At 67.3% G+C, this 24,743-nt stretch carries 26 protein-coding genes; 10 read left to right on the top strand and 16 right to left on the bottom strand.

What is annotated here, in order from left to right; translation table 11 throughout:
- Positions 1-81 precede the first annotated feature (81 nt).
- The 7 genes from GH664_RS07710 (at position 82) to GH664_RS07680 (ending at position 8,435) form a co-directional block, all read left to right on the top strand.
- The gene (locus GH664_RS07710; protein ID WP_153167472.1) at positions 82-1,446 is read left to right on the top strand and encodes an MFS transporter; all 1,365 of its coding nucleotides are present in this window, start codon (positions 82-84) and stop codon (positions 1,444-1,446) included.
- Between the two features lie 34 nt (positions 1,447-1,480).
- On the top strand, positions 1,481-2,401 hold the full coding sequence (locus GH664_RS07705) for a 3-keto-5-aminohexanoate cleavage protein (RefSeq protein WP_153167471.1): 921 nt from the start codon (positions 1,481-1,483) through the stop codon (positions 2,399-2,401).
- Positions 2,402-2,436: 35 nt separating this feature from the next.
- Positions 2,437-4,005, top strand: coding sequence for an acyl CoA:acetate/3-ketoacid CoA transferase (locus GH664_RS07700; RefSeq protein ID WP_228111425.1), 1,569 nt, complete (start codon positions 2,437-2,439; stop codon positions 4,003-4,005).
- A gap of 38 nt (positions 4,006-4,043) precedes the next feature.
- Positions 4,044-4,784 (top strand): 3-oxoacyl-ACP reductase FabG, encoded by a 741-nt coding sequence (fabG, locus tag GH664_RS07695; protein WP_153167469.1) that lies wholly within the window; start codon positions 4,044-4,046, stop codon positions 4,782-4,784.
- A gap of 36 nt (positions 4,785-4,820) precedes the next feature.
- Positions 4,821-6,029, top strand: a complete 1,209-nt coding sequence (locus GH664_RS07690; RefSeq protein WP_153167468.1) for a thiolase family protein — start codon at positions 4,821-4,823, stop codon at positions 6,027-6,029.
- 138 nt (positions 6,030-6,167) lie between these two features.
- Entirely contained in the window at positions 6,168-7,793 is a 1,626-nt protein-coding gene (locus tag GH664_RS07685; protein ID WP_153167467.1) for an ATP-binding protein, read from the top strand.
- Complete coding sequence (locus GH664_RS07680) at positions 7,794-8,435, top strand: response regulator transcription factor (RefSeq protein ID WP_153167466.1); 642 nt, start codon at positions 7,794-7,796, stop codon at positions 8,433-8,435.
- 168 nt (positions 8,436-8,603) lie between these two features.
- Here GH664_RS07680 and GH664_RS07675 read toward each other — a convergent pair whose 3' ends face one another.
- From GH664_RS07675 to GH664_RS07660, 4 genes are all read right to left on the bottom strand, one after another.
- Positions 8,604-9,689 carry a TRAP transporter substrate-binding protein gene (locus tag GH664_RS07675; protein ID WP_153167465.1) on the bottom strand — a complete coding sequence of 362 codons (1,086 nt, stop codon included), beginning with the start codon at positions 9,687-9,689 and terminating at the stop codon, positions 8,604-8,606.
- 138 nt (positions 9,690-9,827) lie between these two features.
- Positions 9,828-10,559, bottom strand: coding sequence for a hypothetical protein (locus GH664_RS07670; RefSeq protein ID WP_153167464.1), 732 nt, complete (start codon positions 10,557-10,559; stop codon positions 9,828-9,830).
- 94 nt (positions 10,560-10,653) lie between these two features.
- A complete protein-coding gene (locus tag GH664_RS07665) occupies positions 10,654-11,481 on the bottom strand; it encodes an FTR1 family protein (RefSeq protein ID WP_153167463.1) in 828 nt (275 codons plus the stop codon).
- 5 nt (positions 11,482-11,486) lie between these two features.
- The gene (locus tag GH664_RS07660; RefSeq protein ID WP_153167462.1) at positions 11,487-11,804 is read right to left on the bottom strand and encodes a cupredoxin domain-containing protein; all 318 of its coding nucleotides are present in this window, start codon (positions 11,802-11,804) and stop codon (positions 11,487-11,489) included.
- 155 nt (positions 11,805-11,959) lie between these two features.
- Between GH664_RS07660 and trxC the strand changes: the two genes are divergently transcribed.
- The gene (gene trxC, locus GH664_RS07655) at positions 11,960-12,397 is read left to right on the top strand and encodes a thioredoxin TrxC (protein WP_194270350.1); all 438 of its coding nucleotides are present in this window, start codon (positions 11,960-11,962) and stop codon (positions 12,395-12,397) included.
- A 63-nt stretch (positions 12,398-12,460) separates the two neighbouring features.
- Here trxC and GH664_RS07650 read toward each other — a convergent pair whose 3' ends face one another.
- The gene (locus GH664_RS07650; RefSeq protein ID WP_153167460.1) at positions 12,461-13,048 is read right to left on the bottom strand and encodes an NADPH-dependent FMN reductase; all 588 of its coding nucleotides are present in this window, start codon (positions 13,046-13,048) and stop codon (positions 12,461-12,463) included.
- A gap of 96 nt (positions 13,049-13,144) precedes the next feature.
- Between GH664_RS07650 and GH664_RS07645 the strand changes: the two genes are divergently transcribed.
- Positions 13,145-14,125, top strand: coding sequence for a D-glycerate dehydrogenase (locus GH664_RS07645; protein WP_153167459.1), 981 nt, complete (start codon positions 13,145-13,147; stop codon positions 14,123-14,125).
- A gap of 85 nt (positions 14,126-14,210) precedes the next feature.
- On the opposite strand, the gene GH664_RS07640 is transcribed toward GH664_RS07645, so the two are convergent.
- The 8 genes from GH664_RS07640 to GH664_RS07605 form a co-directional block, all read right to left on the bottom strand.
- Positions 14,211-14,786 (bottom strand): HupE/UreJ family protein, encoded by a 576-nt coding sequence (locus tag GH664_RS07640; RefSeq protein WP_153167458.1) that lies wholly within the window; start codon positions 14,784-14,786, stop codon positions 14,211-14,213.
- Between the two features lie 65 nt (positions 14,787-14,851).
- A complete protein-coding gene (gene ureG / locus GH664_RS07635; RefSeq protein WP_284440275.1) occupies positions 14,852-15,493 on the bottom strand; it encodes an urease accessory protein UreG in 642 nt (213 codons plus the stop codon).
- On the bottom strand, positions 15,490-16,224 hold the full coding sequence (locus GH664_RS07630) for an urease accessory protein UreF (protein ID WP_153167457.1): 735 nt from the start codon (positions 16,222-16,224) through the stop codon (positions 15,490-15,492). Before GH664_RS07630 ends, ureG begins: the two co-directional genes overlap by 4 nt.
- 77 nt (positions 16,225-16,301) lie before the next feature.
- Positions 16,302-16,844: an urease accessory protein UreE gene (gene ureE, locus GH664_RS07625; RefSeq protein ID WP_153167456.1), complete on the bottom strand. Its 543-nt coding sequence runs from the start codon at positions 16,842-16,844 to the stop codon at positions 16,302-16,304.
- Positions 16,845-16,961: 117 nt separating this feature from the next.
- On the bottom strand, positions 16,962-18,713 hold the full coding sequence (gene ureC / locus GH664_RS07620; RefSeq protein WP_153167455.1) for an urease subunit alpha: 1,752 nt from the start codon (positions 18,711-18,713) through the stop codon (positions 16,962-16,964).
- Positions 18,713-19,018 (bottom strand): urease subunit beta, encoded by a 306-nt coding sequence (locus GH664_RS07615; RefSeq protein WP_153167454.1) that lies wholly within the window; start codon positions 19,016-19,018, stop codon positions 18,713-18,715. The genes ureC and GH664_RS07615 overlap by 1 nt, the downstream gene beginning before the upstream one ends.
- 184 nt (positions 19,019-19,202) lie before the next feature.
- Positions 19,203-19,505 (bottom strand): urease subunit gamma, encoded by a 303-nt coding sequence (gene ureA, locus GH664_RS07610; RefSeq protein ID WP_153167453.1) that lies wholly within the window; start codon positions 19,503-19,505, stop codon positions 19,203-19,205.
- A gap of 36 nt (positions 19,506-19,541) precedes the next feature.
- Entirely contained in the window at positions 19,542-20,216 is a 675-nt protein-coding gene (locus GH664_RS07605; protein WP_255424918.1) for an urease accessory protein UreD, read from the bottom strand.
- A 702-nt stretch (positions 20,217-20,918) separates the two neighbouring features.
- Here GH664_RS07605 and GH664_RS07600 point away from each other — a divergent pair.
- On the top strand, positions 20,919-21,797 hold the full coding sequence (locus GH664_RS07600; protein ID WP_153167451.1) for a PEP-CTERM sorting domain-containing protein: 879 nt from the start codon (positions 20,919-20,921) through the stop codon (positions 21,795-21,797).
- 42 nt (positions 21,798-21,839) lie between these two features.
- Here GH664_RS07600 and GH664_RS07595 read toward each other — a convergent pair whose 3' ends face one another.
- From GH664_RS07595 to modC, 3 genes are all read right to left on the bottom strand, one after another.
- Positions 21,840-22,511 (bottom strand): class I SAM-dependent methyltransferase, encoded by a 672-nt coding sequence (locus tag GH664_RS07595; RefSeq protein WP_228111423.1) that lies wholly within the window; start codon positions 22,509-22,511, stop codon positions 21,840-21,842.
- 106 nt (positions 22,512-22,617) lie between these two features.
- Positions 22,618-23,472 (bottom strand): trypsin-like serine protease, encoded by an 855-nt coding sequence (locus GH664_RS07590; protein WP_153167450.1) that lies wholly within the window; start codon positions 23,470-23,472, stop codon positions 22,618-22,620.
- A gap of 151 nt (positions 23,473-23,623) precedes the next feature.
- Complete coding sequence (modC, locus tag GH664_RS07585; RefSeq protein ID WP_153167449.1) at positions 23,624-24,742, bottom strand: molybdenum ABC transporter ATP-binding protein; 1,119 nt, start codon at positions 24,740-24,742, stop codon at positions 23,624-23,626.
- Position 24,743: the final 1 nt, after the last annotated feature.

Below are 24,743 nucleotides of genomic sequence, written 5' to 3'. Positions count from 1 at the left end.
CGCGACTCCTAGACTTCGACCGTCTGCAGTACCCGGTGCCCACACCGGCTGAAAAATCCAAGTCGAAGCGAGGAGACAAGCATGCAAACTGGCGCAGCAACGGTGCCGCTCGGCGTATCGCCGGCGGTGTTCCCCAACCGGACGGAGCAGGATGCCGTCTGGTCCAAGATCAACTGGCGCGTCGTTCCGGTGATCCTGATCGCCTACATGACGGCGTTCCTGGACCGCATCAACGTCGGCTACGCCAAGCTGACGATGCAGCACGACCTGCAGTTCTCCGATGAGGTGTACGGCCTGGGCGCCGGCATCTTCTTCATCACCTACCTGCTGTTCGAAGTGCCGAGCAACCTGTGGTTCGAGAGGATCGGTGCGCGCCTGAGCTTCCTGCGCATCATGGTGCTGTGGGGCCTGACTTCGGCCGCCACCGCCTTCGTCGCCACGCCGACGCAGTTCTACATCCTGCGGCTGCTGCTGGGCATCTTCGAGGCCGGCTTCTTCCCCGGCATCATCCTTTACCTGACCTACTGGTATCCCAGCACCCGGCGCGGCCGCGTCACCGGCCTGTTTCTGTTCGGCATGCCGATCACCGGCGTGATCGGCGGGCCGCTGTCGGGCTGGCTGATGAAGACTTTCGACGGCGTCGGCGGCTGGCACGGCTGGCAGTGGATGTTCCTCATCGAAGGCATCCCCACCGTGCTGATCGGCGTGCTGGTGTATTTCCTGCTGGCCGACAAGCCGGAACAGGCGAAGTGGCTCAGCAGCCGCGACAAGGCAATCGTCGCCCGGGTGATGGCGGCCGACCACAAGGGCGACACCGCGCCGTCGCATCACGGCCGCCTGCGCGCCGCGCTCACCGACGGCAAGGTGTGGCTGCTGGCCTTCATCTACTTCACCTGCGCCTGCGCGGTGTACACCATCACTTTCTGGCTGCCGACCATGGTCAAGGCCCTGGGCATCACCGACGTGGCGCAGGTGGGCTGGTATTCCGCGATCCCGTTCAGCTTCGGTGCCATCGGCATCCTGCTGATGAGCCGCAGCTCCGACCATTTCAAGGAGCGCCGCTGGCATGTGGCGAGCACGCTGATCATCGGCTCCGTCGCACTGTATGCGACCACCTTCACCGCCGGCGCCTTCCTGCCGTCGATGATCCTGCTGTCGATCGCGTCGTTCTTCATCTTCTCCTGCGCGCTGTTCTGGTCGATCCCGCCGACCTACCTGAGCCGCGAAGCGTCCGCCACCGGCATCGCCGCGATCAGCTCGATCGGCATTCTCGGCGGCTTCATCAGCCCGACCTTCATCGGCTGGGTCAAGACCCTGACCGGCAGCATGTCTGCCGGCCTGCTGGCGATGACGGTGGTGATCTGCCTGGGCGGCGTCACGCTGCTGGTCGCCGTGCCGAAGAGCGCGCTGCGGGTCGGCGAGACCATGCCAGAAGGCGCGCACTGAAGCGCCCGCCCCTCGATCACACAGGAACGCCCCCATGAGCCCGAACAAGGTCATCGTGACCATCGCCCCCACCGGCGGCATGGCCAGCAAGGAACAGAACCCGCACCTGCCGACGCAGCCCGACGAGATCGCGCGCGACGTCTACGACTGCTACAACGCCGGCGCCAGCGTGGTCGCGGTGCATGCGCGCCGCCCCGACGGCGGCGCCACCTGCAACCCGGCGATCTACCGCGACATCAACCGGCGCATCCGCGACAAGTGCGACATCGTCATCAACAACTCCACCGGTGGCGGGGTGCATGGCGACATGGTGCGGCAGATGCCGAACGGCTACTGGGAGATCCTGTGGGAGGAGCGCATCAAGGGCATGGAAGCCGGCGCCGAGATGTGCACACTGGACCCCACCACGATCAACGCCAGCTTCGGCGGCCGCGAGCTGCTGATGAACACGCCGCCGTCGCGCTGCCGCGAGCTGGCCGAAGGCATGCGAGCGCGCGGCATCAAGCCGGAGTGGGAAGTGTTCAGCCCGACCCACATCGTGCAGGACGTCGCCACGCTGATCGAGGCCGGGTTCGACGAACCGCCCTACTTCATCAACATCGTGCTCAACGTGCACCGCGGCTTCCAGAACGCCATGCCGTATTCGCCGCGCGTGCTGCAGCAGATGGTCGACCTGCTGCCCCAGGGCAGCATCTTCTGCGTCAGCGGCATCGGCCCGGCGCAACTGCCTGCGGCGATGAACGCGCTGCTGCTGGGCGGCCATGTGCGCACCGGCCTCGAAGACAACCTGTACTACCGGCAGGGCGAACCCGCCACCAACGTGCACCTGACCGAGCGCGCGGTGCGCCTGGTGCGCGAGATGGGGTTCGAGCCGGCAACGCCGGCCGAGGCCCGCGAGATCATGGGGCTGCCGCTGAAGAAGGCGCCGGTGCGGCCCGAGTTCGCGCTCGGCTGAAGGCCCGCGACACCATCAAGGAGGAATGGAAAGTGGTGAAATTCATCGAATCGAAGGACGTTCCCGGCCTCATCAAGGACGGCGACACGATCTACAGCACCGGCATGATGCTGGCCGGCCTGGCCGAGGAAGCGTTCATGCAGATCGAGCGCAGCTTCCTCGACAGCGGCCATCCGCGCGACCTGTCCTGGTACTTCCCGGCGGGGCAAGGCAACTTCAAGGACAAGGGCATGGCGCGGCTGGCCCACGAGGGGCTGGTCAAGCGCATCGTCGCAGCGCACTACGGCGTGGGCGGACCCAAGCTGTCCGCCTTGGTGCGCGAGAACAAGGTGGAGGCCTACAACTGGCCGCAAGGCGTGCTGTCGGTGATGCCGCGCCAGGTGGCCGGGCGTCGCGGCGGGCTGTTCACCAAGGTGGGCCTGGGCACCTTCGTCGATCCGCGCGAGGAAGGCAGCAAGCTCAATGCGCGTGCCGCCGAGGATCTCGTCGAGGTGCGCGAGCTCGACGGCGAGGAGTTCCTGTACTTCAAGCCGCCCAAGGTCAATGTCGGCCTGATCCGCGGCACGGTGGCCGACGAGCGCGGCAACATCACGCTGGACAAGGAAGGCGTGCTGATGGAGGCGATCAACATCGCCCAGGCGGCGCGCGCCTGCGGCGGCATCGTCATCGCCCAGGTCGAGAGCATCGCCCAGGCCGGCACGCTGCATCCCAAGCAGATCAAGGTGCCGGGCATCCTGGTGGACTACATCTACGTGGCCGAGCCCGAGTACCACCGCCAGTCGGAGAACGCCTACTTCAACCCGGCGCTCAACGGCGACCTGAAGATCCCGCTGCACGGCCTCGAGCCGCTGCCGCTCGACGAGCGCAAGATCATCGCCCGGCGCGCCGCCACCCACCTGACCCGCGGCAGCGTGCTGAACCTGGGCATCGGCATGGCCGAGGGCGTGGCCGCGGTGGCGGCGGAGGAAGGCGTGGCGGACCAACTGACGCTGACGCTGGAGACCGGGCCGGTCGGCGGCCTGCCGGCGTCGGGCCATGAATTCGGCCATTCGATCAACCCCGAGGTGATCGTCGAGCACTCGCTGCAGTTCGATTTCTACGACGGCGGCGGCATCGACATGGCCTTCCTCGGGCTGGCGCAGGCCGACCGCCACGGCAATGTGAACGTGAGCAAGTTCGGCGGCCGCGCGGTGGGCTGCGGCGGCTTCATCAACATCACGCAGAACGCCAAGCGGGTCGCCTTCCTCGGAACCTTCACCGCGGGCGGGCTGGAGGTGGCCGTCGAGGACGGCAAGCTGAAGATCATCAAGGAAGGCAAGAACCGCAAGCTGATCGACCACGTCGAGCAGATCACCTTCAGCGGCCACTACGCGAGCACGATCCGCCAGCCTGTGCTGTACATCACCGAGCGCGCGGTGTTCCAACTCGGCGCGGACGGGCTGGAACTGATCGAGGTCGCGCCGGGCATCGACATCGAGCGCGACATCCTGGAACACATGGACTTCGTGCCGAGGATGGACAACGTGCGCCAGATGGACTCGGCGCTGTTCCAGGCCAACTGGGGCGGCCTGAAGGCCCTCATCGACAAGCACGCCAGCACCTGACGGGCGCCAACTGAACCTGGAACACGGAGAGACACATCATGCGTTTGCTCGACAAGGTCTGCATCATCACCGGCTCCGCCAACGGCATCGGCCTCGCCGCCGCACACAAATTCGCCGCGGAAGGCGCCATCGTCATCGTCTGCGACCTGAATGCCGAGCAGGTCGCCGAAGCGGTCAAGGGCCTCGCGGCGAGCGGCGGCAAGGCCGCGGGCTATGTGGTCAACGTCACCGAGCGCGCCACCGTCGACGCCATGGTCGCCGATGTGAAGTCGAAGTTCGGCCGCATCGACGTTCTGGTGAACAACGCCGGCATCACCAAGGACGCGCGCCTGGTGAAGATGACCGAGGCGCAGTTCGACGCCGTCATCGCGGTCAACCTGAAGGGCGTGTTCAACTGCACCCAGGCGGTGGCGCAAACGATGCTGGCGCAGGGTTCCGGCTCGATCATCAACACTTCGAGCATCGCCGGCACGCACGGCAACTTCGGCCAGGGCAACTATGCGGCGTCGAAGGCGGGCGTGATCGGCCTGACCAAGACCTGGGCGAAGGAACTCGGGCCGAAGAACGTGCGCGTGAATACCGTGGTGCCCGGCTCGGTCGCCACCCACATCCTCGACACGGTGCCCGAGGACGTCATGAACCAGATCAAGAACGCGTGCTGGATGCGCCGCGTCGGCCAGCCGGAAGAGCTCGCCAACGTGTATGCCTTCCTCGCCAGCGACGAGGCCAGCTACGTCAATGGCGCCACGCTGGAAGTCAGCGGCGGCGTGTCGCTGTAAGTAGCCGCCCCTTAAAGAACACCAAGAGAGAAATCCATGAAAAAGGTTGTGATCACCAGCTACGCGCGCACCGCGGTCGGCGCCTTCCTCGGCGCGCTGAAGGAAGTCCCGGTCGAATCCCTCGCCGCCGCCGCCATCACCGAGGCGATGAAGCGCTCCGGCATCGAGGCCGAGCAAGTCGATGAAGTCATCCTCGGCCACGTCATCTCGAGCACCGATGCGCCGCAGGTGGCGCGCGACGCCGCGCTGCTGTGTGGCATGGTCAATACGCCGGGCTTCACCGTCAACCGCATCTGCGGCTCGGGCCTGCAGGCGGTGGCCTCGGCGTGGCAGGAGATCGTCACCGGCGCGGCCGACATCGTCGTCGCCGGCGGCGCCGAGGCGCTGTCGCGGGCACCCTTCTACCTGCCACTGTCGGCGCGCTACCAGGGCTTGCGCAACGGGTCGCAGCAGCTTAAGTGCGCCAACGAGCAGTCGCACTTCAACGCCGCGCCCAACGAACTCTACCCGCCGGTGTGGATGGGCAACACCGCCGAGAACGTCGCGGTGCGCTACGGCCTGTCGCGCGCGGACCAGGACCGCTTCGCCTTCGACAGCCAGATGAAGGCGAAGGCAGCGCAGGAGCGCGGCCGCCTGGCGCAGGAGATCGTCGGCTACGAGATCAAGACGCGCAAGGGCTCGATCGTCATCGACACCGACGAGCACCCCAAGGGCGACGTCACGCTCGAAGGCCTGGCGAAGCTGAAGCCAGCCTTCCAGAAAGACGGCAACGTCACCGCCGGCAACGCTACAGGCATGAACGACGGCGCCGCCGCGCTGGTCATGATGTCGGAAGACAAGTGCCGCGAACTGGGCCTGAAGCCCATCGCCTACGTGGTGGACTGGGCCATCGCCGCGCTCGACCCGATGGTGATGGGCCTCGGGCCGGCCTACGCCATCCCGAAGGTGCTGAAGAAGGCCGGCCTCGCAATGGACCAGGTCGACCTGTTCGAGATCAACGAGGCCTTCGCCGCGCAGGTGCTGGGCTGCATGAAGGAGATGGGCTGGGACATGAATTCGCCGCTGTACCAACGCCTGAACGTCAATGGCGGCGCAATCGCGCTCGGCCATCCGCTGGGCTGCAGCGGTGCGCGCATCACCGGCACGCTGGCGCTGGAACTGCAGCAGCGCCAGGCGCGCTACGGCGTGTCGAGCGCCTGCATCGGCGGCGGCATGGGCATCGCGGTGCTGCTCGAGCGGGCCTGACCGGACGAACGTGACTGGTGTCCCCCGCACCGGGACACCCCATCCAGACCCGGCGGCGGGCCCTCATCGGGGCTCGGCGCCGTTTTTTCCCTTGATTTACCATTGCGCGACCGCCAACCAACGACAAGGCGCAGCCCCATGCCGGACCACGAAGCCGGACGATTCTCCTTCGACGGCTACGAGTTCCCGTACGAGCTGGTGCTCGACAACGCGCTGGTGGGGATCTGCTTCGTCGCCGATCGGCGCCTGTTGTGGACCAATGCGCGCATGAACGAGATGTTCGGCTACGCCGACGGCGAGCTGAACGGCCAGAGCGTGCGGGTGATCTACGCTTCTCAGGACGCCTTCGACGCCGTGGGCCGCAATTACGCGGCCATCACCCGCGATCGTCGCTACACCCACAACCTGGAAATGCGGCGCCGGGACGGCGAGACCTTCTGGTGCACGCTGTCCGGCCAGCGCATCGATCCTGCCGACCCTACGTCGCCCACCGTCTGGGTGCTGCAGGACGTCAGCGACCGGCTGCATGCGGAGGAGCAGTTGCGCCGTGCCAACGCGCGCCTGGAACAGACGGTGCAGGCCCGCACGCGCAGCCTGGAGCGCAGCAATGCAACGCTGAGCGCGGAGATCGAGCGTCGGCGCGCGGCGCAGCTCGCACTGACGGAGAGCAGGGAAAAATACCGCACGCTGTTCCGCAAGCTGCCGCTCGGCCTGCTCGTCGCGGATGCGCAGGGCTGCGCCATCGAGGTCAATCGCGTCCTGCAGCGCAGCATCGCGGCGCGCTCGCGCAAGCACGCGATGGAGATGCTCGAGAACGATGCCTACGTGCTCACCGACGACGGCACGACCTCCTTTGCCAGCCTGCTCGAACGCCATGTCACCGGCGACCTGCAGGGCGAGGACCGCTTCGAGTTCCGCTGGCTCACCACCGCCGGCAAGGTGCGCGAGATCGCGGTGACGGCGGCGCCGCTGCGCAGCCATGGCCTCGGCGCCATCTTCGCCTTCACCGACGTCACCCGGCAGCGGCGCGCCGCCGAGCGCGAGCGCCAGCAGCAGGAAGCGCTCGCCCACGCGTCGCGCCTGTCGCTGATGGGGCAGATGACGTCGGCGCTGGCGCACGAGCTGGGGCAGCCGCTGAACGCCTGCCAGAGCTACGTGGGCGGCTTGCACCTCAGGCTGCAACACGGCAGCGCCACCTTCGCCGACGTGCAGATCGCCGTCGACAAGATTGCCGGACATCTCGAGCGCGCCACCGAGATCATGCGCAGCGTGCGCTCCTTCGTGTCGCGCAAGCCGGTACCGCAGGTCGAGACCGACCTCGGCGCACTGTTGCGCAAGACCCTGGCGCTGATGGAGCCGCAACTGCGCGCGGCCCAGTTGCGGCCGGAGGTGCATGCCGACGCGGATCTTCCGCTGGTGCGCTGCAATGCAGTGGAGATCCAGCAGGTGCTGGTCAACCTGCTGATGAACGCGCTGGACGCCATGCAGGACACGCCGGTCGATGAGCGGCGGCTGGAGATTCGCCTCGAACGCGACAAGCATGCAATGCTGGCAGTCGTCGTCCGCGACACGGGTTCCGGGATCTCGCCCGATGCCGCGGCACGGCTTTTCGAGCCCTACTTCACCACCAAGCCGACGGGGCTGGGGATGGGGCTGATGATCTGCCGCAACATCGTCGAGTCGCACGGCGGCGCGCTGCGCCTGGTGCCGTCGCGTTGTCGCGGGGCGTCCTTCAAATTCACCCTGAGAACGGTGGAGCGCTGAATGAGCGACACGAGTGTCGAAGTGTTCATCGTCGATGACGAGCCGGAGGTGCTGGAAGGCCTGGTCTGGCTGCTCGATTCGGTGAAGATCCGCGCACGCACTTTCACTTCGCCGCAAGCCTTCGTGGACGCCGCGCGCCAAGCCGAAGGGCCGTTGTGCGCGGTGCTGGACCTGCGCATGCCGGAGATGAGCGGGCTGGAACTGCAGAAGCGGCTCGTCGACGAGGCGCTCGACATTCCGCTGTTCTTCCTCAGCGCACACGGCGACATCCCGGCCGCGGTGAACGCGATGCAACTGGGCGCGGCCGATTTCCTGCAGAAGCCGTTCAAGCCGCAGGACTTTCTCGACGCGGTGAACAAGGTCATGCGCATCGCCCGCGAGCGTCATGCGCGCCGCCTCCAGCAGGCCGCCTGGCAACAGCGCATCGGCAAGCTGTCGGCGCGCGAGATCGAGATTCTGGACGCGATCAAGGAGGGCCTGACGAGCAAGGAGATCGCCCGTCGGTACGGCATCAGCCCGAAGACGGTCGACGTGCACCGCGCCAACGTGCTGCGCAAGATGGACGTGAGCACCACATCCGAACTGCAGCGGCTGATCGCTCGGCACGACGCCGCTGGCGGGGAACGCAGCCCCGCGAGCTGAGGCAGGGGCACCCTGCGGAAGGGCCCAAAAAATTGGCTGCCGGCCCGTGAAGGGCGGCAGCCATGAAGGGAAGCCTGTCAGAGGGTAGAGGGAGAGGGACAGGCTCCCGAAGATGCGCCGAAAAATCCTCGCGGCAACTGCCGGCCTGCAGCCGGCAGTGCGAAGGGATCACTTCGCCGTCTGCAGGAAGCGGTCGATGTTCATCTCGGCCACGCTGAACCAGGCGTTGGAGCTGCGGCGGAATTTGTCGTAGGCGGTGAAGATCTTCTTGAAATCCGGATTCTTCGCGGCTTCGTCGTTGTAGAGCTGGAACGCCACCTTGTACGCCGCCTGCATGACGTCGTCGGGAAACTTCTGCAGCTTGACGCCCTTCTGCAGCAGACGTGCGAGCGCAGCCGGGTTCTTGGTGTCATAGGCGCTGATCATCTTCGCCGCCGCCTCGTAGCTGGCGACCTCGAACGCGGCCTGGTACTCCCTGGGCAGCTTGGCCCACTCGTCCTTGTTGACGAAGAAGTGCGAGAACGAACCCGGCTCCCAGAAGGCGGGGTAGTAGTAGTTCTTGGCGACCTTGTCGAAACCCAGCTTCTCGTCGTCGTAGGGACCGATCCACTCCACCGCGTCGATGGCGCCCTTTTCCAGCGCGGCATAGGTATCGCCGGCCGGGATCTGCTGCGGAATGGCGCCGAGCGCGGCGAACACCTCACCGCCATAGCCGGCAATGCGGATCTTGAGGCCCTTGATGTCGTCCAGGGTCTTGATCTCCTTGCGGTACCAGCCGCCCATCTGCGCACCGGTGCAGCCGCCCAGGTAACCGATCACGTTGTACTTGGCGTAGAACTCGTTGAGCAGCTCGTTGCCGCCGCCCTGGTACAGCCAGGCGGTGGCCTGGCGCGTGTTCATGCCGAAGGGCAGGCCCGAGAAGGCGAAGGCCTTGTTCTTGCCGTTGTAGTAGTTGGAGATGGTGTGGCAGCACTCCACCGTGCCGGCCTGCACCGCGTCGAGCGCCTGCCCCGCCGGCACGATCTCGCCACCCGGGAACACGCGGATGTCGAATTTGCCGCCGGTCAGCTCGCGCACGCGGTTGGCGAGGATGTCCGCGGAGTTGTAGATCGTGTCCAGGCTCTTCGGAAAGCTGGAGGTCATGCGCCACTTGACGGTCGGCTGCGACTGGGCGATGGCGGGTGCGGCCAGGCTGACGGAAGCGCCAGCCACGGCTCCCACGGAAGCTTTCTTCAGGAAGTCGCGACGCTGCATGGTGTCTCCATTGTTGTTCAAGGTCGTATCACGGGACTACGGAAAGAGTCTCGAGATTCTGTGGTGTCATGCAAAAAGACACAACAATGGAAAAACACTGTTTGGCGATCGCGAACACTGGCCGCGCGCCGCGTGCTTTCAGAATTCGAATTCGACAGCCAGCCTCAGGGTATGGTCCGGTGTCGCCCGGGTGAGACCGACCAGGTAGGCGGCGTCGTACTTGATCGCCTGGCGACCACCTGCCGGCAGCCTGCCGAAGATGGCCGGGCCGATCTTGTGCTCCTGTCGCTCCGAGCCTTCCCAGTTGTTCCACTTGCCGACTTCGCCGAAGCCCTGCAGGCCGAACGCAAACTCTGGCCGCCAGCGGTACTTGGCCTGCCACTCGTAGCCCAGTTCCGTCACGCTCCGCTCTTCGGCGTCGAAATGGCGCTCGCCCATCAGGTTGAAGTTCACCTGCAGCTTGCCGAAATCCTTCTGCGTCAGCAGCCCGAGCTTGAGCTCCCAGCCTTCGGCGTGATCCCGCGCACGCTCGATCTCGACCAGCACGCCCAGGTCGACCGGAAATTCGCCCGGTTCGGTGAGCTGCAACTTGTTCTCCCATTCGAACGATTCATAGCCGAAGCTCTCGCCACGTTCGCGCTTGAATTCCACCGCAAGCTCGGTGAACCACGACTGGGTGACCCCCACTCCGAAGGCGAGGACGCCGGCAGTCGCCGCTTCCTTGCCACGATCGCGCTCCGATCCGGCCCTGAACTCGATTTCGCGCTCGCCATATTCGACGTGCGGCGTATGGACATAATCGGCAGGGCCGGCCTGAACGAGGCTGCTTGCAAGGGCGGCCATTGCCGCAAGGAGGATGCGCTTCTTCATTCCGGTTCTTCGCCTGGACGTGATGATGACGTGACTGAGGACGCACGGACGCCGCCGTGTCCGGCAGCGCGTGCATCGATAGGGGGGGGGGAATTCAGGTGGCGGGACGCGCGCTCGGCGCCCGCGTCGAGCGCACGGCGAACATGCCGAGTGCGATCAGCCCGAGCGTGCCGAGATAGAAGATGGCCTGCATGGCGCTGGGCCGCGGGTCGTAGCCGGCCAGCACGTGCAGCAGGGTGCCGGCGGCCGAATTCAAGGGCAGGAGGCGCGAGGTGTCCCACAGCGGATTGGCCAGCGGCGGCAGCACATCGCCCTGGATCAGGAAGCGCGCCATCTGCCCCGCCATGCCGGCCGCAAGCAGCAACACCAAGCCGGAGGTGACGGTGAAGAACCAGCGCAGCGGCACGCGCACCAGGCCGGCGTACATGCCGCAACCCACCGCCGCACCTGCGGCCAGGCCGAGCGCACCGCCGCCCAGCACCCGCGCCAGCGAGTCGCCCTGCGTGATCAGCCCGAAGAGGAACAGCACGCTCTCGGAGCCCTCGCGCAGCACCGCCATCGCGACCACCACGGCAATCGCCGACAATTCGCGGCGCCCTTCGGCGACGGCGTTCAGCACACTGCGCGTCTCGCTCACCATCTCGCGTGCGTGGCGTGCCATCCAGATGTTGTGCCAGCCGAGCATGGCGACGGCGAGCCCGAGGACGATGGCGTTGAGCAGCTCCTGGCCGATGCCGTCGACCGCTTCGGCGATCGACCCGGCCAGCGCGGCGATGAGCAGGGAGCCGGCCACGCCGGCGGCGATGCCGCCGGCCAGCCAGCGGTTGCGGTACGGCAGCGCGCGCGCCGCCGCGGCGACGATGCCGATGAGCAGAGCAGCCTCGAGCGCTTCGCGAAACACGATGATGGCGGCACCCAGCACGAGCCTTACTCCGCGATCACCACGCCACGCGCGGTCTTCTCGTTGAACTCGCCGTAGAACGGGTACTTGCCCGGTTGCAGCGGCCCGATGAAGACGTTTGCCGTAGCACCGCCCGGAATGACCTTCTCGCGGTTGAGCTCATGGCTTTCGAACTCCTCCGGCGTCGCATCCTGGTTCTGGATGACCAGCTTCACCTTCTGTCCGGCCGGCACACGCACCTCCTCCGGCTGGAAGCGGTGATCCTTGATCGTCAGGGAGATCTCGGGCGGCGCGGCGACAGCCAGCGCAGGAAAGACGAGCAGGGCAAGGAGAAGGCGCGACATGGGAAGCTCCGGTTTTCGGTACGCTAATGATAACAATTCGCATTCGTTTGTGTGCGAATTTTTGTAGCGGCTCGCCACGTCCTGCCACAGCGACGATCTTGATCTCGCGCGGACCGCCTCCATCTGCGCTGCAATGCCATGACCGGAGCCCGACCGTGACCGACGCCCTGCACCTCGTCTGCCCGCACTGCAACGCCGTCAACCGCGTGCCGCAGGCGCGCCTGGCGGAGAGCCCCCGGTGCGGCCAGTGTCACCAGCCGCTGTTCTCCGCGCGCCCCGCGGACCTCAGCGCCGCCAGCTTCGACCGCCATATCGGCCGCAACGACATCCCGGTGCTGGTGGATTTCTGGGCGCCGTGGTGCGGGCCCTGTCGCATGATGGCACCGGCCTTCGTCCAGGCGGCAGGCATGCTCGAGCCGCACTTCCGCCTGGCCAAGGTCGATACCGAGGCGGAACAGGCGCTGGGTGCGCGCTACGGCATCCGCAGCATCCCGACGCTGGCGCTGTTCCGCGGTGGGCGCGAGATCGCCCGCCAGGCCGGTGCGATGGGCGCGGCCGACATCGTGCGCTGGGCACGCTCGCACACGGCCTGACAGCGGCACGCGCGCAGGGTCGCTTCGCCACGGAAGACGAGGCCGCCCCGGCGTCCGTGCGACTCAGGCGCGCAGGCGCCGCGCCGTATCCACCAGCGCCTTGGCCACGCCATCGAGCGTGGCCTGCTGCTTCGGATCCAGCAGCAGGTGGTCGGGCCCGATCGCCTCATGCGCGCGGCCGACGGCGAGTTGCTGCGGAATCACCTGCATGCCGAGATAGCCGAGGATGTCGCGCACATGGAACAGCACGCGCATGCCGCCGAGCGGCCCGGGCGAGGTCGCGAGCACCGCCGCGGCACGGCCGGCATACACCGCGCCGCCGGAGCGCGCGGGGTCCTCGGGGTTGGGACGCGAACACCAGTCGAGCGTGTTCTTGAGCAGCGGCGTGATCGACCCGTTGTATTCGGGATTCACCACCAGCAACCCGTCGCACGCGGCCAGTTGCTGCTGCAGGCTGACGATGCAGTCCGGCAGGCCCGACGCCGCCTCCAGATCGCCGTGGTAGAGCGGCGCCGGGTAGTCGCCGAGCTCCAGCAGGTTCACCTCGGCGCCGGCATGCTGCAGCGGCGCGACGCAGGCCTGCGCCAGCCGGCGCGCAAGCGATTCGCGCCGGGCGCTGCCGGCCATGACCAGGATGTTGGGGCTGCTCATCGTGTTGCCTCCTTGGGCGGTTGGGTGGCGTGCATCCGGCTTTGGCGGCATCATCCGTCCCCTGACCGATACATCCAGATTGGGGAGAGGCTCGCGATGACTGCCAATGCCAGACCGAAAGTGATCGTGACCGGACGGCTGCCCGCAGACGTCGAGCGCGAGTTGCTGGCGCGCTTCGATGCGCAGCTCAACCCGGACGACCGCCCATACACCGCACGCGAGCTGCAGCAGGCGCTGCAGACTGCCGACGGCGTGCTGACCACCGTCGCCGACCGCATCACCGCCGACGTGCTGGACGTCCCTGGCCGGCGCGCGAACATCATCGCCAACTACGGTGTCGGCTACAACCACATCGACGTTCAGGCGGCGAAGGCCTTGGGCATCACGGTGACCAACACCCCCGACGTGCTGACCGACTGCACCGCCGACCTCGCCATCATGCTGATGCTGATGGTGGCGCGCCGCGCCGGCGAGGGCGAACGCCTGGTGCGCGCCGGCCAGTGGCTGAGCTGGCGGCCGACGCACATGATCGGCACCCGCGTCAGCGGCAAGACGCTGGGCATCATCGGCATGGGCCGCATCGCCAAAGCCACGGCGCGGCGCGCACAGCAGGGTTTCGGCATGAAAGTGGTGTTCTTCAACCGCAGCCGGCTGTCACCGGAACAGCTCGAGGGCGTGGACGCGCAGCAGTGCGACTCCCTCGAGGAGGTGTTGGCGCAGGCCGATTTCGTGTCGCTGCACTGCCCCGGCGGCGAGGAAACGCGCCACCTGATGAACGCCGCGCGCTTCGCCGCGATGCAGCGCCACGCCTTCCTGATCAACACCGCGCGCGGCGACGTGGTGGATGAGGCCGCGCTGGTCGAAGCGCTCGCACAAGGCACCATCGCCGGCGCCGGGCTCGACGTCTACGAGCACGAGCCGCGCGTGCCGGCCGCCCTGCTGGCGATGGAAAACGTGGTGGCGCTGCCCCACCTGGGCAGCGCCACGCACGAGACGCGCAACGGCATGGGATTGATGGCGGTGGACAACCTCAGCGCCTTCTTCGCCGGGCAGGTGCCGCCTAACAAGGTGGCGTGAAACGAGCCACCCACAAGCGGATGCCGTAGGAGCGGGCTTGACCGCGATTCTCTGTAACTCGGTCGCGGTCAAGCCCGCTCCTACGTCAGGTTCCCAGCAAGACCACTCCGACTCCTGCGATGCACGCACCCGCAGCACGCTTGACGCCTTGTGCCAGCGTACTTTCCGGCATCCAGCGCGCCAGCAGATAGCCGCAACCGTGCAGCGCCGCGGTGGCGAGCGCAAATCCCGCGGCGTAGGTGACGAGCGCTGCGCCGCCCATCTCGGCGTGATGGGCGAAGCCGTGGAACAGCGCGAACCCCGCCACCAGCGACAGGCTGGCGGGCAGCGGCAGGCGCGCGGCAAAGGCGATCAAGAGCCCGAACACCAGCACTGACAGCGCGATGCCCGACTCCACCGCCGGCAACACGAGCCCCGCTGCGCTGACGCCGGCGCCGGCCAGCATCGCCGCGACGAACCCGGCCGGCAGCGCCCAGCGCGCGGCGCCCGGCTGGCGCGCCGCGTAGAGCCCGACGGCGAACATCGCCAGCAGATGGTCCACCCCGCCGAAGGGGTGGGCGAAGCCGGTGGCGAAGCTCGCGGTTTCATGCCCCGGGTGGGCCAGGGCGGCGCCCGATGCGGCGGCCAGGGTGGCGGTAGCCATCAGTCTGTGGATCTTCATGATCTGTCCTCGACAGCGGTTTGCAATTCAGCGACACCGGCGGGAGGACCCGCCAGGCGGGATGGTCAGGCGGCGGCCGGGGCGGTGAGCAGGCCCTGGCGCTCGATGAAGGAGATGATATCCGCAAGCCCCTGCCCGGTCTTCTGGTTGGAGAAGATGAAGGGCCGCTCGCCGCGCATCTTGCGCGCGTCGCGGTCCATCACTTCCAGCGACGCGCCGACCAGCGGCGCGAGGTCGATCTTGTTGATGACGAGCAGGTCGCTGCGGGTGATGCCGGGTCCGCCCTTGCGCGGGATCTTGTCGCCGGCCGACACGTCGATGACGTAGATCGTCAGGTCCGACAGCTCGGGCGAGAAAGTCGCGGCCAGGTTGTCGCCACCGGATTCGACGAAGATGATGTCCAGCCCCGGAAAACGCGCGTTGAGCCGGTCGACGGCCTCGAGGTTGATCGAGGCGTCCTCGCGAATTGCGGTGTGCGGGCAGCCGCCGGTCTCGACGCCGATGATGCGCTCGGGCGCCAGCGCCTCGTTGCGCACCAGGAACTGCGCGTCCTCCGCAGTGTAGATGTCGTTGGTAACGACGGCGATGTTGTACCTGTCGCGCAGCGCCAGGCACAGCGCCAGCGTGAGCGCCGTTTTGCCGGAGCCGACCGGGCCGCCGATGCCGACGCGGAGCGGGCCGCGATGCATTGAAAGTGTCGTGCTCATGATCTGAACAGCCTCGTGTATTGGGTTTCGTGCCGGCTGCTGGCAATCGCCAGACCGGGGGTGTAGTTGCTCCAGCGTGCCTCCGGCAGATGCAGGGCAAGCTGCGCCAGCGGCGGAATGCCGGCGCCGAGCGTGGCGAGCAGGCGCTGACCGGCGCTCTGGCCGAGCGGCACCGCCTTCACCGCCGCCATCACCTGGTTCTCCGTCCAGGCCCACAGATAGGCCGCCACCGCCTGCTCCGGCGCCACCTGCCAGGCCGCAGCCGCGGCCGACCACGCGGTCGGGAAGCACGGCGTGTCGACCGCCAGCAGCCGCGCGCGCCAGCCCGGCAAGGCGGCGAAGGCATCGAGCTCGGCCAGCAGCTTCGCCATCGACCAGCCCATCTGTACGGTCTCGGCGCGCAACTCGGCGGTCTCGCGGCTGGCGAGGAAATCTTCGTTGAGCCGCGCCACCTCGCCGTCGTCGGCCGCCGTCCAGGCGCCGAGCTGGCAGGCCATCAGCGGCGCCTCGAAGCGTGCCAGGTTCCACTCCAGCAGGTCGCCGATCCACGCGGCGGCGTCCGCCTCGGTGCGCACCGTGCCGCTCTCCACCGCCCATTCCAGGCCCTGCGAATAGGTGTAGGCCCCGACCGGCAGCGCCGGGCTCGCCAGTTGCAGCAGGCGCACCAGCGGCAGCAGGCCGGCGCCGGACGTGACCTCGCGGCTTGCAGGTGCGCGGTCGGCGGCGATCATGCCGGCCGCCGTCCCCGGAGCAGCGACAGCCGCTGGTCCCACGGGGCGCAGCAGTCCAGTGGCGTCGGCGCGCATGCTCACTGCCCGGCCATCATGTGGATGCGCGCGCCGCTGCCGTCGCCGGGATGCTGGTGGCCCGGCGCATAGGCGCCGGCCTCGGGCTCGAAGGGCGCACGCAGTGCACGCACGCGCGCGCCCAGCCCGACCAGCATGCCTTCCAGCACGTGATCGGCCTGCAGGCGCAGCCAGTCGCCCTCGGCGTCGTGGCCGACCTCCACCGCGACGTGGCGGTTTCCGAGGTGGAAGGCCGCGCGCGCCAGGTCCACCGCCGATGCGCAGCGCGCCTCGAGCAGATCCTCGGCCGCCGAGGCCACCGCGATGATGCGCCCGTCGTTCGCGCGCAGCTTCTGCCCGCCGCGCAGCACCGTGCCGCGCGGCAGGAACAGTCCCACCTCGGCGCCGGAGGCAAGCCTGGCGCGCAGGCGGCTCTTGGTGCGGTAGTTGAAGTCGAGCTCGAGTCCATCGGTCGCGGGCGCATCGCCCTCGTAGAGGGATTCGATCAGCAACAGTGCCGGTGCGGCGGTGGAGGCAGTGGAGATCATGTCGGCTTCGGTCGTCATGGCATCGATATGAAAAAATGGTCTGAGCATGCGTTGCGTAGAAGCGCGCTTGAGCGCGATATCAAGCCAGCCACAGCGCACGGATCGCGGTCGAGCCCGCTCCTACACCGCCCCCGTTCAGAACAGGAAATAACGCTGCGCCATCGGCAGCACCGTCGCCGGCTCGCAAGTCAGATGCTCGCCGTCCGCACGCACCACATAGGTTTCGGGATCGACCTCGATCGCCGGCGTGGCGTCGTTGAGCACCATGTGGGACTTCTGCACCTTGCGGCAGCCGCGCACCGCCACCAGCGTCTTCTGCAGCCCGAGCGCGGCCACCTCCGGGTTGTGCAGCGCGGCCTGCGACACGAAGATCACCGACGTTTTCACCGCCTTGCCGAAGGCGCCGAACATCGGCCGGTAATGCACCGGTTGCGGTGTCGGAATGGAAGCGTTGGCGTCGCCCATCGCCGCCGCCGCGATCATGCCGCCCTTCAGGATCAGGCTCGGCTTGACGCCGAAGAAGGCCGGCTTCCACAGTACCAGGTCGGCAAGCTTGCCCGGCTCGATGGAGCCCACCTCGTGCGCGATGCCATGGGTGATCGCCGGGTTGATCGTGTACTTGGCGATGTAGCGCTTCACGCGGAAGTTGTCGTTGGCCGCGCTGCCCTCGACGGCCGCGACCGCCTGCGGCACCGCTGCCGCGGCGCGGCGCGCCGGCGCCAGCCAGCCGCGCTGGACCTTCATCTTGTGTGCCGTCTGCCAGGTGCGGATCACCACCTCGCCGACGCGGCCCATCGCCTGCGAATCGGACGACATCATCGAAAACGCGCCGGTATCGTGCAGGATGTCCTCGGCGGCGATCGTCTCGCGCCGGATGCGCGACTCGGCGAAGGCCACGTCCTCGGCGATGCTCGGATCGAGGTGATGGCACACCATCAGCATGTCCAGATGCTCGTCGATGGTGTTCACCGTGTAGGGCCGCGTCGGGTTGGTCGACGACGGCAACACATTGGGCCGGCTGATCGCGCGGATGATGTCGGGCGCATGGCCGCCACCCGCGCCCTCGGTGTGGAAGGTGTGGATGGTGCGATCCTTGAACGCCGCGAGCGTCGTCTCGACGAAGCCGGATTCGTTCAGCGTGTCGGTGTGGATGGCGACCTGGATGTCCATCTCGTCGGCCACCGTCAGGCAGTTGTCGATCGCCGCCGGCGTCGTGCCCCAGTCCTCGTGCAGCTTGAGGCCGATCACCCCCGCCGCCACCTGCTCCTTCAGCGGCGCCGGCAGGCTGGCGTTGCCCTTGCCGAAGAAGCCCAGGTTCATCGGAAACGCCTCGGCCGCCTCCAGCATGCGGTGGATGTGCCACGGCCCCGGCGTGCAGGTGGTGGCGAAAGTGCCGGTCGCCGGCCCGGTGCCGCCGCCGAGCATCGTCGTGACGCCCGACATCAGCGCCTCCTCGATCTGCTGCGGGCAGATCCAGTGGATGTGGCTGTCGATGCCGCCCGCGGTCAGGATCATGCCCTCGCCCGCGATGACCTCGGTACCCGCGCCCACCGGAATCGTCACCCCCGGCTGGATGTCCGGATTGCCGCCCTTGCCGATGCGCCAGATGCGCCCGTCCTTGAGGCCGACGTCCGCCTTCACGATGCCCGCCACCGCATCGACGATGAGCGCATTGGTGATGATCGTGTCGGCCACATCGGCGGACACACCCTGCCCCTGCCCCATGCCATCGCGGATCACCTTGCCACCGCCGAACTTCACCTCCTCGCCGTAGATCGTGAAGTCGTGCTCGACCTCGATCACGAGTTCCGTATCGGCCAGCCGCAGCTTGTCGCCCACCGTGGGGCCGAACATCTCCGCATATGCGCGGCGCGAGATCTTCGCCATCAGAGTGCTCCCATCACCAGGCCATTGAAGCCGTACACCTCTCGCTCGCCATCCAGCGCCACCAGTTCCACCGTGCGCGACTGCCCCGGCTCGAAACGCACCGCCGTACCCGCCGCGATGTTCAGCCGGAAACCACGCGCCGCCGCGCGATCGAAGTCGAGCGCGGTGTTGGTCTCGGCAAAGTGATAGTGCGAGCCGACCTGGATCGGCCGGTCGCCGGTGTTGGTCACCACCACCGTCAGCGTGGCGCGGCCGGCGTTGAGTTCGATGTCGCCGTCGGCGACGAAATATTCTCCGGGGATCATCAAATCCTCTCCCAGTGGCAGCGAACCGCGTCGAATAAGCTACGCGGTAGCAATCGGCATGTCGGGTGTTTGCAGAGCAGGCGAGGACTGTCCGAGCCCGAAGGGCGAGTTCCGCAGCCTGCGGCGCAAATACCCGGCGTGCCGATTGCGGGCACCCCGCACGAATCGAGCATTGCAAATCCTCTCAAACGATGGGGTTATGCACGGTGACCAGCTTCGTTCCATCCGGAAACGTCGCCTCCACCTGAATATCCGGAATCATCTCCGGCACCCCCTCCATCACCTCCTCGCGCGTCAGCAGCGTCGCCCCGAAGCTCATCAGTTCCGCCACCGTGCGCCCATCCCGCGCCCCCTCCAGAATCGCGCAGGTAATGAAAGCCACCGCCTCCGGATAATTCAGCCTCAACCCGCGCGCCCGCCGGCGCTCCGCCAGCAAGCCGGCGGTAAACACCAGCAACTTGTCCTTCTCGCGTGGAGTCAGTTCCATCGTTCCCTCCGCAACGCCCTCGCGCTGCCAATCCCTTCAGGTATTCCAGATGCGAGGCACCTGCGCCTCGCGCCCCGCCACCACCGGCCGCGCCGCCGCCCACAGCCGCGCGAACCACGCCCGCCCCGGCTCGCATGACGGCCCCAACCAGCGCGCCACCAGCAAACCCGGCAACAAGGTCACCGCCCCCACGCCCGCCACCGGCTCCACCCCGCGCCACACCTCCAGCAGCGCCGCATCGCAACCTGGCCAGGCCACCAGCAGGCTCCCGCTCACCGGAAAGCCCTGCAAACCCACCTTCGACCCCAGCAGCGCATCTCCACCCTCGACGACACCCCGCTCCAGCCAAACCGGCCGACCATCGCGCTCGATCCGCGTGCGCATCGCCAGCTCCCCGCGCGCGAAGCGCTCGCCCGAACCCGTGCGCCCGAAGCACACCATCTCCGCGCCGATGAAGCAGGCGTCACCCTGCAGGCTCACCTCGGTCGCCAGCTCGCCCAGCGCCCCATCGAACACGATGCTCTCCTGCGGCAGCCACTCGCAGACGCCGCCGCCCGCCACCTCGATGCGCTGCACCAGCTCGCCCCGCGCCCCCGCGCTGCGATACCACTTGCCCGCGCCGGGGGTCGTCAGCAGGGCATGCGCCCCTGCCCCCACCGACACGTCGACACGCAGCCGGTCGCCACCGGCAATGCCGGCAGGCGGATGCACCAAAATGGTGTGACAAACCGCCTCACCCTCCGGGTACAAGGGCCGCTGAACCACGAGGGGCCCCACATGCGACCTCGCCGCCAACACAGTTCGCTCCCCTCGTCCTGCATACGACAGGCGCAGCGCAGCACGCCACGCACCGGGCGTGGGCGCAGACGTGGAGACAGGCAATGGGGTCAGTCCAGCGACGCTCATGCCACACTCAAGCATTTTTCAGGCCAATCTAGAATATAAAACGCTAAAATCCTGTTTTAAAAATGATTTACTAGATCAGGCAGGCCTTGGAAGGATGACATGAGCCACTTCCTGCCCCGGCAGGACACGGAAGACGCACCACGCTGGTGCAAGCACTTGCCTCCGCCTCCATGTCGGAAAACTTGACAGCACGGAGGCCCAAGTTCACCAGCCAGCGACCGACTCGCGGCACTCGAATGAACGACCCTGGGCAACCTCCGTGACAGGAGTCACGAAATACAAAACCCCGCTTATTGACTTAGTGACTTAAGTCCTCGCCCGCCAGGCCAGGTCAAGGCGGAATTACGTTTCAATAAATTGTTTTTAAACGTTTTTTCTGAATTATTTTACATGGACGGCCAGAGGAGCCCTCCGCCGCCGTAAAAGATCATATAAATCAGTTTGATAAGAACTCTGGCACGAAGCCTGCTGACCGCAGCAGCAAACAACCCTCCGCGGACATTCAATATGAAACTCACCCAACTCCTCCTGTCGGCGTCACTCATCGCTGCGGCTGGCACGGCTCAAGCCACAAGTCTGCTCCCCTGCAATCTGAACGACGTGAAAGTCACCAGCGTGGCTCAGTACAGCGACACCACCGCAGGCGCCACGCTGACCACGATCGCGTCGAACCTGTCGCTCAACGCAGCAGCCTGCGCCGGCGCCTATTCGGGCAACGACGGCTACTACCCGCAGGACAACCTGGGCTGGCAGAACGATGGGCTGCTCAACGGCGGTTTCCAGGTCAGCACCGGCCGGATCATTTTCCCCAGCGGAGCCTTCATCACGGACGCCCACCCGCTTTCCGACCTCGACAACGACGGCGCGGCGGACGATCCGGGCTGGATCATGCTCGGCAAGTTCGACCCCTCCAAAGGCACATTCACGCCTTCTGCCGTGGGCGGGGACACCAGCATCGTGCTGAGCTCGTTCTTCACCGCGACGGTCGACAGCGCGGGCAAGGGCTCCTGGGCGCTGACGCCCGATGCCACCGTGGCCCAACGCGCGAGCACCGTTCTCGGCAAGAACTACTTCGACCAGTTCGCCCTCGTTTTCAAGTCAGCCAACGCCTTCGCCGTCTACGACTTCACCGCCGAGCAGTTCGGCGTAACGCACCCGACAGCGGCGACGCCGGTGATGAACTGGGCGGGAACGTATGACGTTACGGGCACGTTGCGCGCGGGCGGCAAGGACGGACTCAAGAACCCGGCCGGCCTGTCGCACATCACCGTCTGGGCGCGGGATCCGGCCAGCCCGGAAACGAGCGTTCCCGAGCCGGGCACGCTGGCACTGCTGGGCATCGCCGCCATCGGCGCCCTGGGCGCCAGCCGGCGCCGCACGCGCTGAACGGGCCACTCCATACGCGCAGCGCGCCCTCCGCCGGCATGCTCAGGCCGGCGGAGGGCGCTTGCGCATCAGCACCACATCCTTCGCCGGAATTTCGCACGACCAGCCGTATTTCCGCGCGATGACGCGGAACGTCGCCTCGCGGTAGAACACCACATGCGTCGGATCGCGGCGGTAATGCCAACGCGCGAAGCGGGCATCGTCGGTCTGGAAGCAGGTCATGATGCCCAGCCAGCCACCGGGGCGCAGCAGCGCATCGAGCCGGGCGAACTCCTGGGCCGGATGGTGAAAGTGCTCGACGACCTCGGTGCAGGTGACGAAATCGTAGCGGCGTTGCAGCACCGACCGATCGGGCTCGAAGAAGGGGTCGTACAGCGCAACCGCATGGCCGGCGTTCCGCAGCATCCGGGCCAGCACAGGCCCCGGACCACAGCCGAAATCCAGCCCTTCGCACGCCGGCGCGAGCCTCGCCAGCAGCGGCGCCGAGAGGCGCGCGAGAAAGCTGAGGTAGCCCGCATCATCGGCTTCGTTGCGATGCCGCTCGTATTCGGCGCGCTCCCGCTCCGCCGTCGGAAGCTGGTGTGGCAGCAGGAAGGTGGCCTCGCACACGTCGCAGCGCCCGTAGTCGGACGCGCCGACACGCATGAAATGGCGCGGCGAATCGGCGAGACAGACCGGACAGGCGGGCGGCAAGGGCGTGGGGGCTTCGGCCATGCCCGCATTCTAGCCGCGAGCTCCGCCCACCAACCGCGCGCCAGCCACGCGTCGCGTGCGGCCCTCCGCTACCGTCCCTGACGCTCGCGCCCGTCGTGGCGGCCGCTCACCAGGTCGCCAGCGAGATTCCGGAGAACGGGTCGTCGTCAGACGAAGAGGAAGACGACGAGGAAGACGAAGACGATGACGCGGGCGCGCCCGTGTTTGCCGGGGACGGGGTCGCCTGCCACGCGTCGCGGTTCTGCCAGGTGGCGAGCGTCAGGCCCAGTTCCGCAAACACCCGCTCGGCAACCACGATGCTCGTCTGCCGCGAGTCGGTCTTGCCGCCGCCCATGGAGATGAAGCCGACGAGCTGATGCGCGGGGGTGAACACCGGCCCGCCGGAATCGCCGGCGCGCGAGGTGCGCTCGCGCATGGTCACCATGTTCGCCTGTTTCGTGCCGAACGCCACCGCCCCGCGTTCGCCCCCCTTCTTCTGCAAGGCCGGCGGATCGACACGATTGGACTTGAAGCCGCTGTGGCGAACGGGGATGCGCACATTGTTCGCCCACCACTGCTCCTGCCGCTGCGTCCGGCTTCCCTCGATCAGCTTCCAGTAGTCCGAGAACGGAAAGACGCCGGTCAGCGGCGCATTGAAATCGACGACGCTGAAGTTGTCCTCGCGCAGCGCCGCATTCACCGCCCGGCCTATCGTCACGAGCGCGGTATCGAGCTTCTTGTGGATTTCAGTGACGACGCCGAACACGTCGCCGTCCCCGAAACTCACCGGGTTCTGGAGCGTCGCCGCATGCGCGGCGATGACCCCATACAGCTCATTCTTCCTGGAATGACGGAAGGCGAAACAGCCAAGGCTTGCAGGCCCATTCCCGCTGCAGAGGATCAGTGCTCCCGGTGCCAGCATGAAATAACCTCCCTGACCTTGCCCACGCCATCCTGTGCCGCGCTGCCCCGTCGCGCCCACGCGACTGCTCGTTGCCCAGGGCACCGTCCACCACGAAGTTCCGCCAGGCACAACCGGCGCAGCGTCGAACCCCGTCGAACTGAACAATAGCCCACGCCGATCCCGCTGCAAGCCCCGTCGGCGCACAGTCGCCGCGAGGGTTTGCCGCCATTCACCCGAGCAGCGCCACGCTCTTGATCTGCGCCCACATCGGCCGCCCCGCCGCGATGCCCAGTTGCTCGCACGAGCGCCGCGTGATGCGCGCCAGCAGCGGCGTGCCCTGCGCGTCGACGCGCACCAGCACATGGGCGGGCGTGTCGGCGTCGCCCACATCCAAAACCGTGACCGGCAGCAGGTTGAGGATGGTGCTGCCTTCCAGCCTCTCCTTCGCGAGGCTGACGTCGCGCGCATTCACGCGAAAGCGCAGGCGGTGGCCGAGCGGTTCCGGACGGCGGGCGACGAGCACGCTGCCGCCGGTGAAATCCAGCCGCGTCAGGTGGTAGTGCTCGTCATGCGCGGCGACGACCGCCTCCACCACCGCGCCGGCGTCGTCGCTGAACACGGCGGGCAGATCCAGCCGCGCCAGCGTGTCGGTGAGCGGCCCCTGTGCCACCACCCTGCCCTGGTCCAGCAGCACGACGTGGTCGGCCAGGCGTGCCACTTCGTCCGGCGAGTGGCTGACGTAGATCACCGGGATGTCGAGCTCGCCATGCAGCCGCTCCAGGTAGGGCAGGATCTCGCGCTTGAGCCGCAGGTCCAGCGCCGCCAGCGGCTCGTCCATCAGCAGCAGTCGCGGGCTGGTGAGCAGCGCGCGGACCACGCCCACGCGCTGGCGCTCGCCACCCGACAGCCTGTCCGGCATGCGTTCGAGCAGATGGCCGATGCCGAGCAGTTCCACCGCCTGCGCCCACGACACCTTGCCCGCGCCCGCGCGGCGCATGCCGTATTCCAGGTTGCGCCGCACGGACAGGTGCGGAAACAGGCTTGCCTCCTGGAAAACGTAACCCAGCGACCGCTTGTGGGTGGGCACGAAGACGCCCGCCGCGCTGTCCTGCCAGAGTTCGCCATTCACCTCGATGCGCCCCTGCGCGCCCTGTTCCAGTCCGGCGATGCAGCGCAGGCAGGTGGTCTTGCCCGAGCCGGAATGCCCGAACAGCGCGGTGACGCCGCGCGCGGGAAGTTGCAGATCGACGTCCAGCGCAAAGCCGGGGTAGCCGACGGCAAAGCGCGCGCGGATGCCGCCCTCGATGGCAGACGCCGCAGCGGCCGGTTGGCCCCCCTGACGCTCCATG

Source organism: Thauera sp. 2A1 (assembly GCF_009469595.2).
In the GTDB taxonomy this organism is placed as follows: domain Bacteria; phylum Pseudomonadota; class Gammaproteobacteria; order Burkholderiales; family Rhodocyclaceae; genus Thauera.
The sequence above is the reverse complement of the archived record's forward strand: the minus strand, read 5'-3'. Positions and strand labels throughout refer to the sequence as shown.

Excerpts from the sequence above, each read along its gene's own strand:
- GH664_RS07660 (WP_153167462.1), bottom strand. The coding sequence starts at position 11,804 with ATGTCGCGCCTTCTCCTTGCCCTGCTCGTCTTTCCTGCGCTGGCTGTC.
- GH664_RS07615 (WP_153167454.1), bottom strand. The coding sequence starts at position 19,018 with ATGATCCCCGGAGAATATTTCGTCGCCGACGGCGACATCGAACTCAAC.
- GH664_RS07595 (WP_228111423.1), bottom strand. The coding sequence starts at position 22,511 with ATGGCCGAAGCCCCCACGCCCTTGCCGCCCGCCTGTCCGGTCTGTCTC.
- GH664_RS07710 (WP_153167472.1), top strand. The coding sequence starts at position 82 with ATGCAAACTGGCGCAGCAACGGTGCCGCTCGGCGTATCGCCGGCGGTG.
- ureE (WP_153167456.1), bottom strand. The coding sequence starts at position 16,844 with ATGACGACCGAAGCCGACATGATCTCCACTGCCTCCACCGCCGCACCG.
- ureA (WP_153167453.1), bottom strand. The coding sequence starts at position 19,505 with ATGGAACTGACTCCACGCGAGAAGGACAAGTTGCTGGTGTTTACCGCC.
- GH664_RS07705 (WP_153167471.1), top strand. The coding sequence starts at position 1,481 with ATGAGCCCGAACAAGGTCATCGTGACCATCGCCCCCACCGGCGGCATG.
- fabG (WP_153167469.1), top strand. The coding sequence starts at position 4,044 with ATGCGTTTGCTCGACAAGGTCTGCATCATCACCGGCTCCGCCAACGGC.
- ureC (WP_153167455.1), bottom strand. The coding sequence starts at position 18,713 with ATGGCGAAGATCTCGCGCCGCGCATATGCGGAGATGTTCGGCCCCACG.
- GH664_RS07630 (WP_153167457.1), bottom strand. The coding sequence starts at position 16,224 with ATGATCGCCGCCGACCGCGCACCTGCAAGCCGCGAGGTCACGTCCGGC.
- GH664_RS07645 (WP_153167459.1), top strand. The coding sequence starts at position 13,145 with ATGACTGCCAATGCCAGACCGAAAGTGATCGTGACCGGACGGCTGCCC.
- GH664_RS07670 (WP_153167464.1), bottom strand. The coding sequence starts at position 10,559 with ATGAAGAAGCGCATCCTCCTTGCGGCAATGGCCGCCCTTGCAAGCAGC.
- GH664_RS07690 (WP_153167468.1), top strand. The coding sequence starts at position 4,821 with ATGAAAAAGGTTGTGATCACCAGCTACGCGCGCACCGCGGTCGGCGCC.
- GH664_RS07650 (WP_153167460.1), bottom strand. The coding sequence starts at position 13,048 with ATGAGCAGCCCCAACATCCTGGTCATGGCCGGCAGCGCCCGGCGCGAA.
- ureG (WP_284440275.1), bottom strand. The coding sequence starts at position 15,493 with ATGAGCACGACACTTTCAATGCATCGCGGCCCGCTCCGCGTCGGCATC.
- GH664_RS07685 (WP_153167467.1), top strand. The coding sequence starts at position 6,168 with ATGCCGGACCACGAAGCCGGACGATTCTCCTTCGACGGCTACGAGTTC.
- modC (WP_153167449.1), bottom strand. The coding sequence starts at position 24,742 with ATGGAGCGTCAGGGGGGCCAACCGGCCGCTGCGGCGTCTGCCATCGAG.
- GH664_RS07600 (WP_153167451.1), top strand. The coding sequence starts at position 20,919 with ATGAAACTCACCCAACTCCTCCTGTCGGCGTCACTCATCGCTGCGGCT.
- GH664_RS07680 (WP_153167466.1), top strand. The coding sequence starts at position 7,794 with ATGAGCGACACGAGTGTCGAAGTGTTCATCGTCGATGACGAGCCGGAG.
- GH664_RS07675 (WP_153167465.1), bottom strand. The coding sequence starts at position 9,689 with ATGCAGCGTCGCGACTTCCTGAAGAAAGCTTCCGTGGGAGCCGTGGCT.
- GH664_RS07640 (WP_153167458.1), bottom strand. The coding sequence starts at position 14,786 with ATGAAGATCCACAGACTGATGGCTACCGCCACCCTGGCCGCCGCATCG.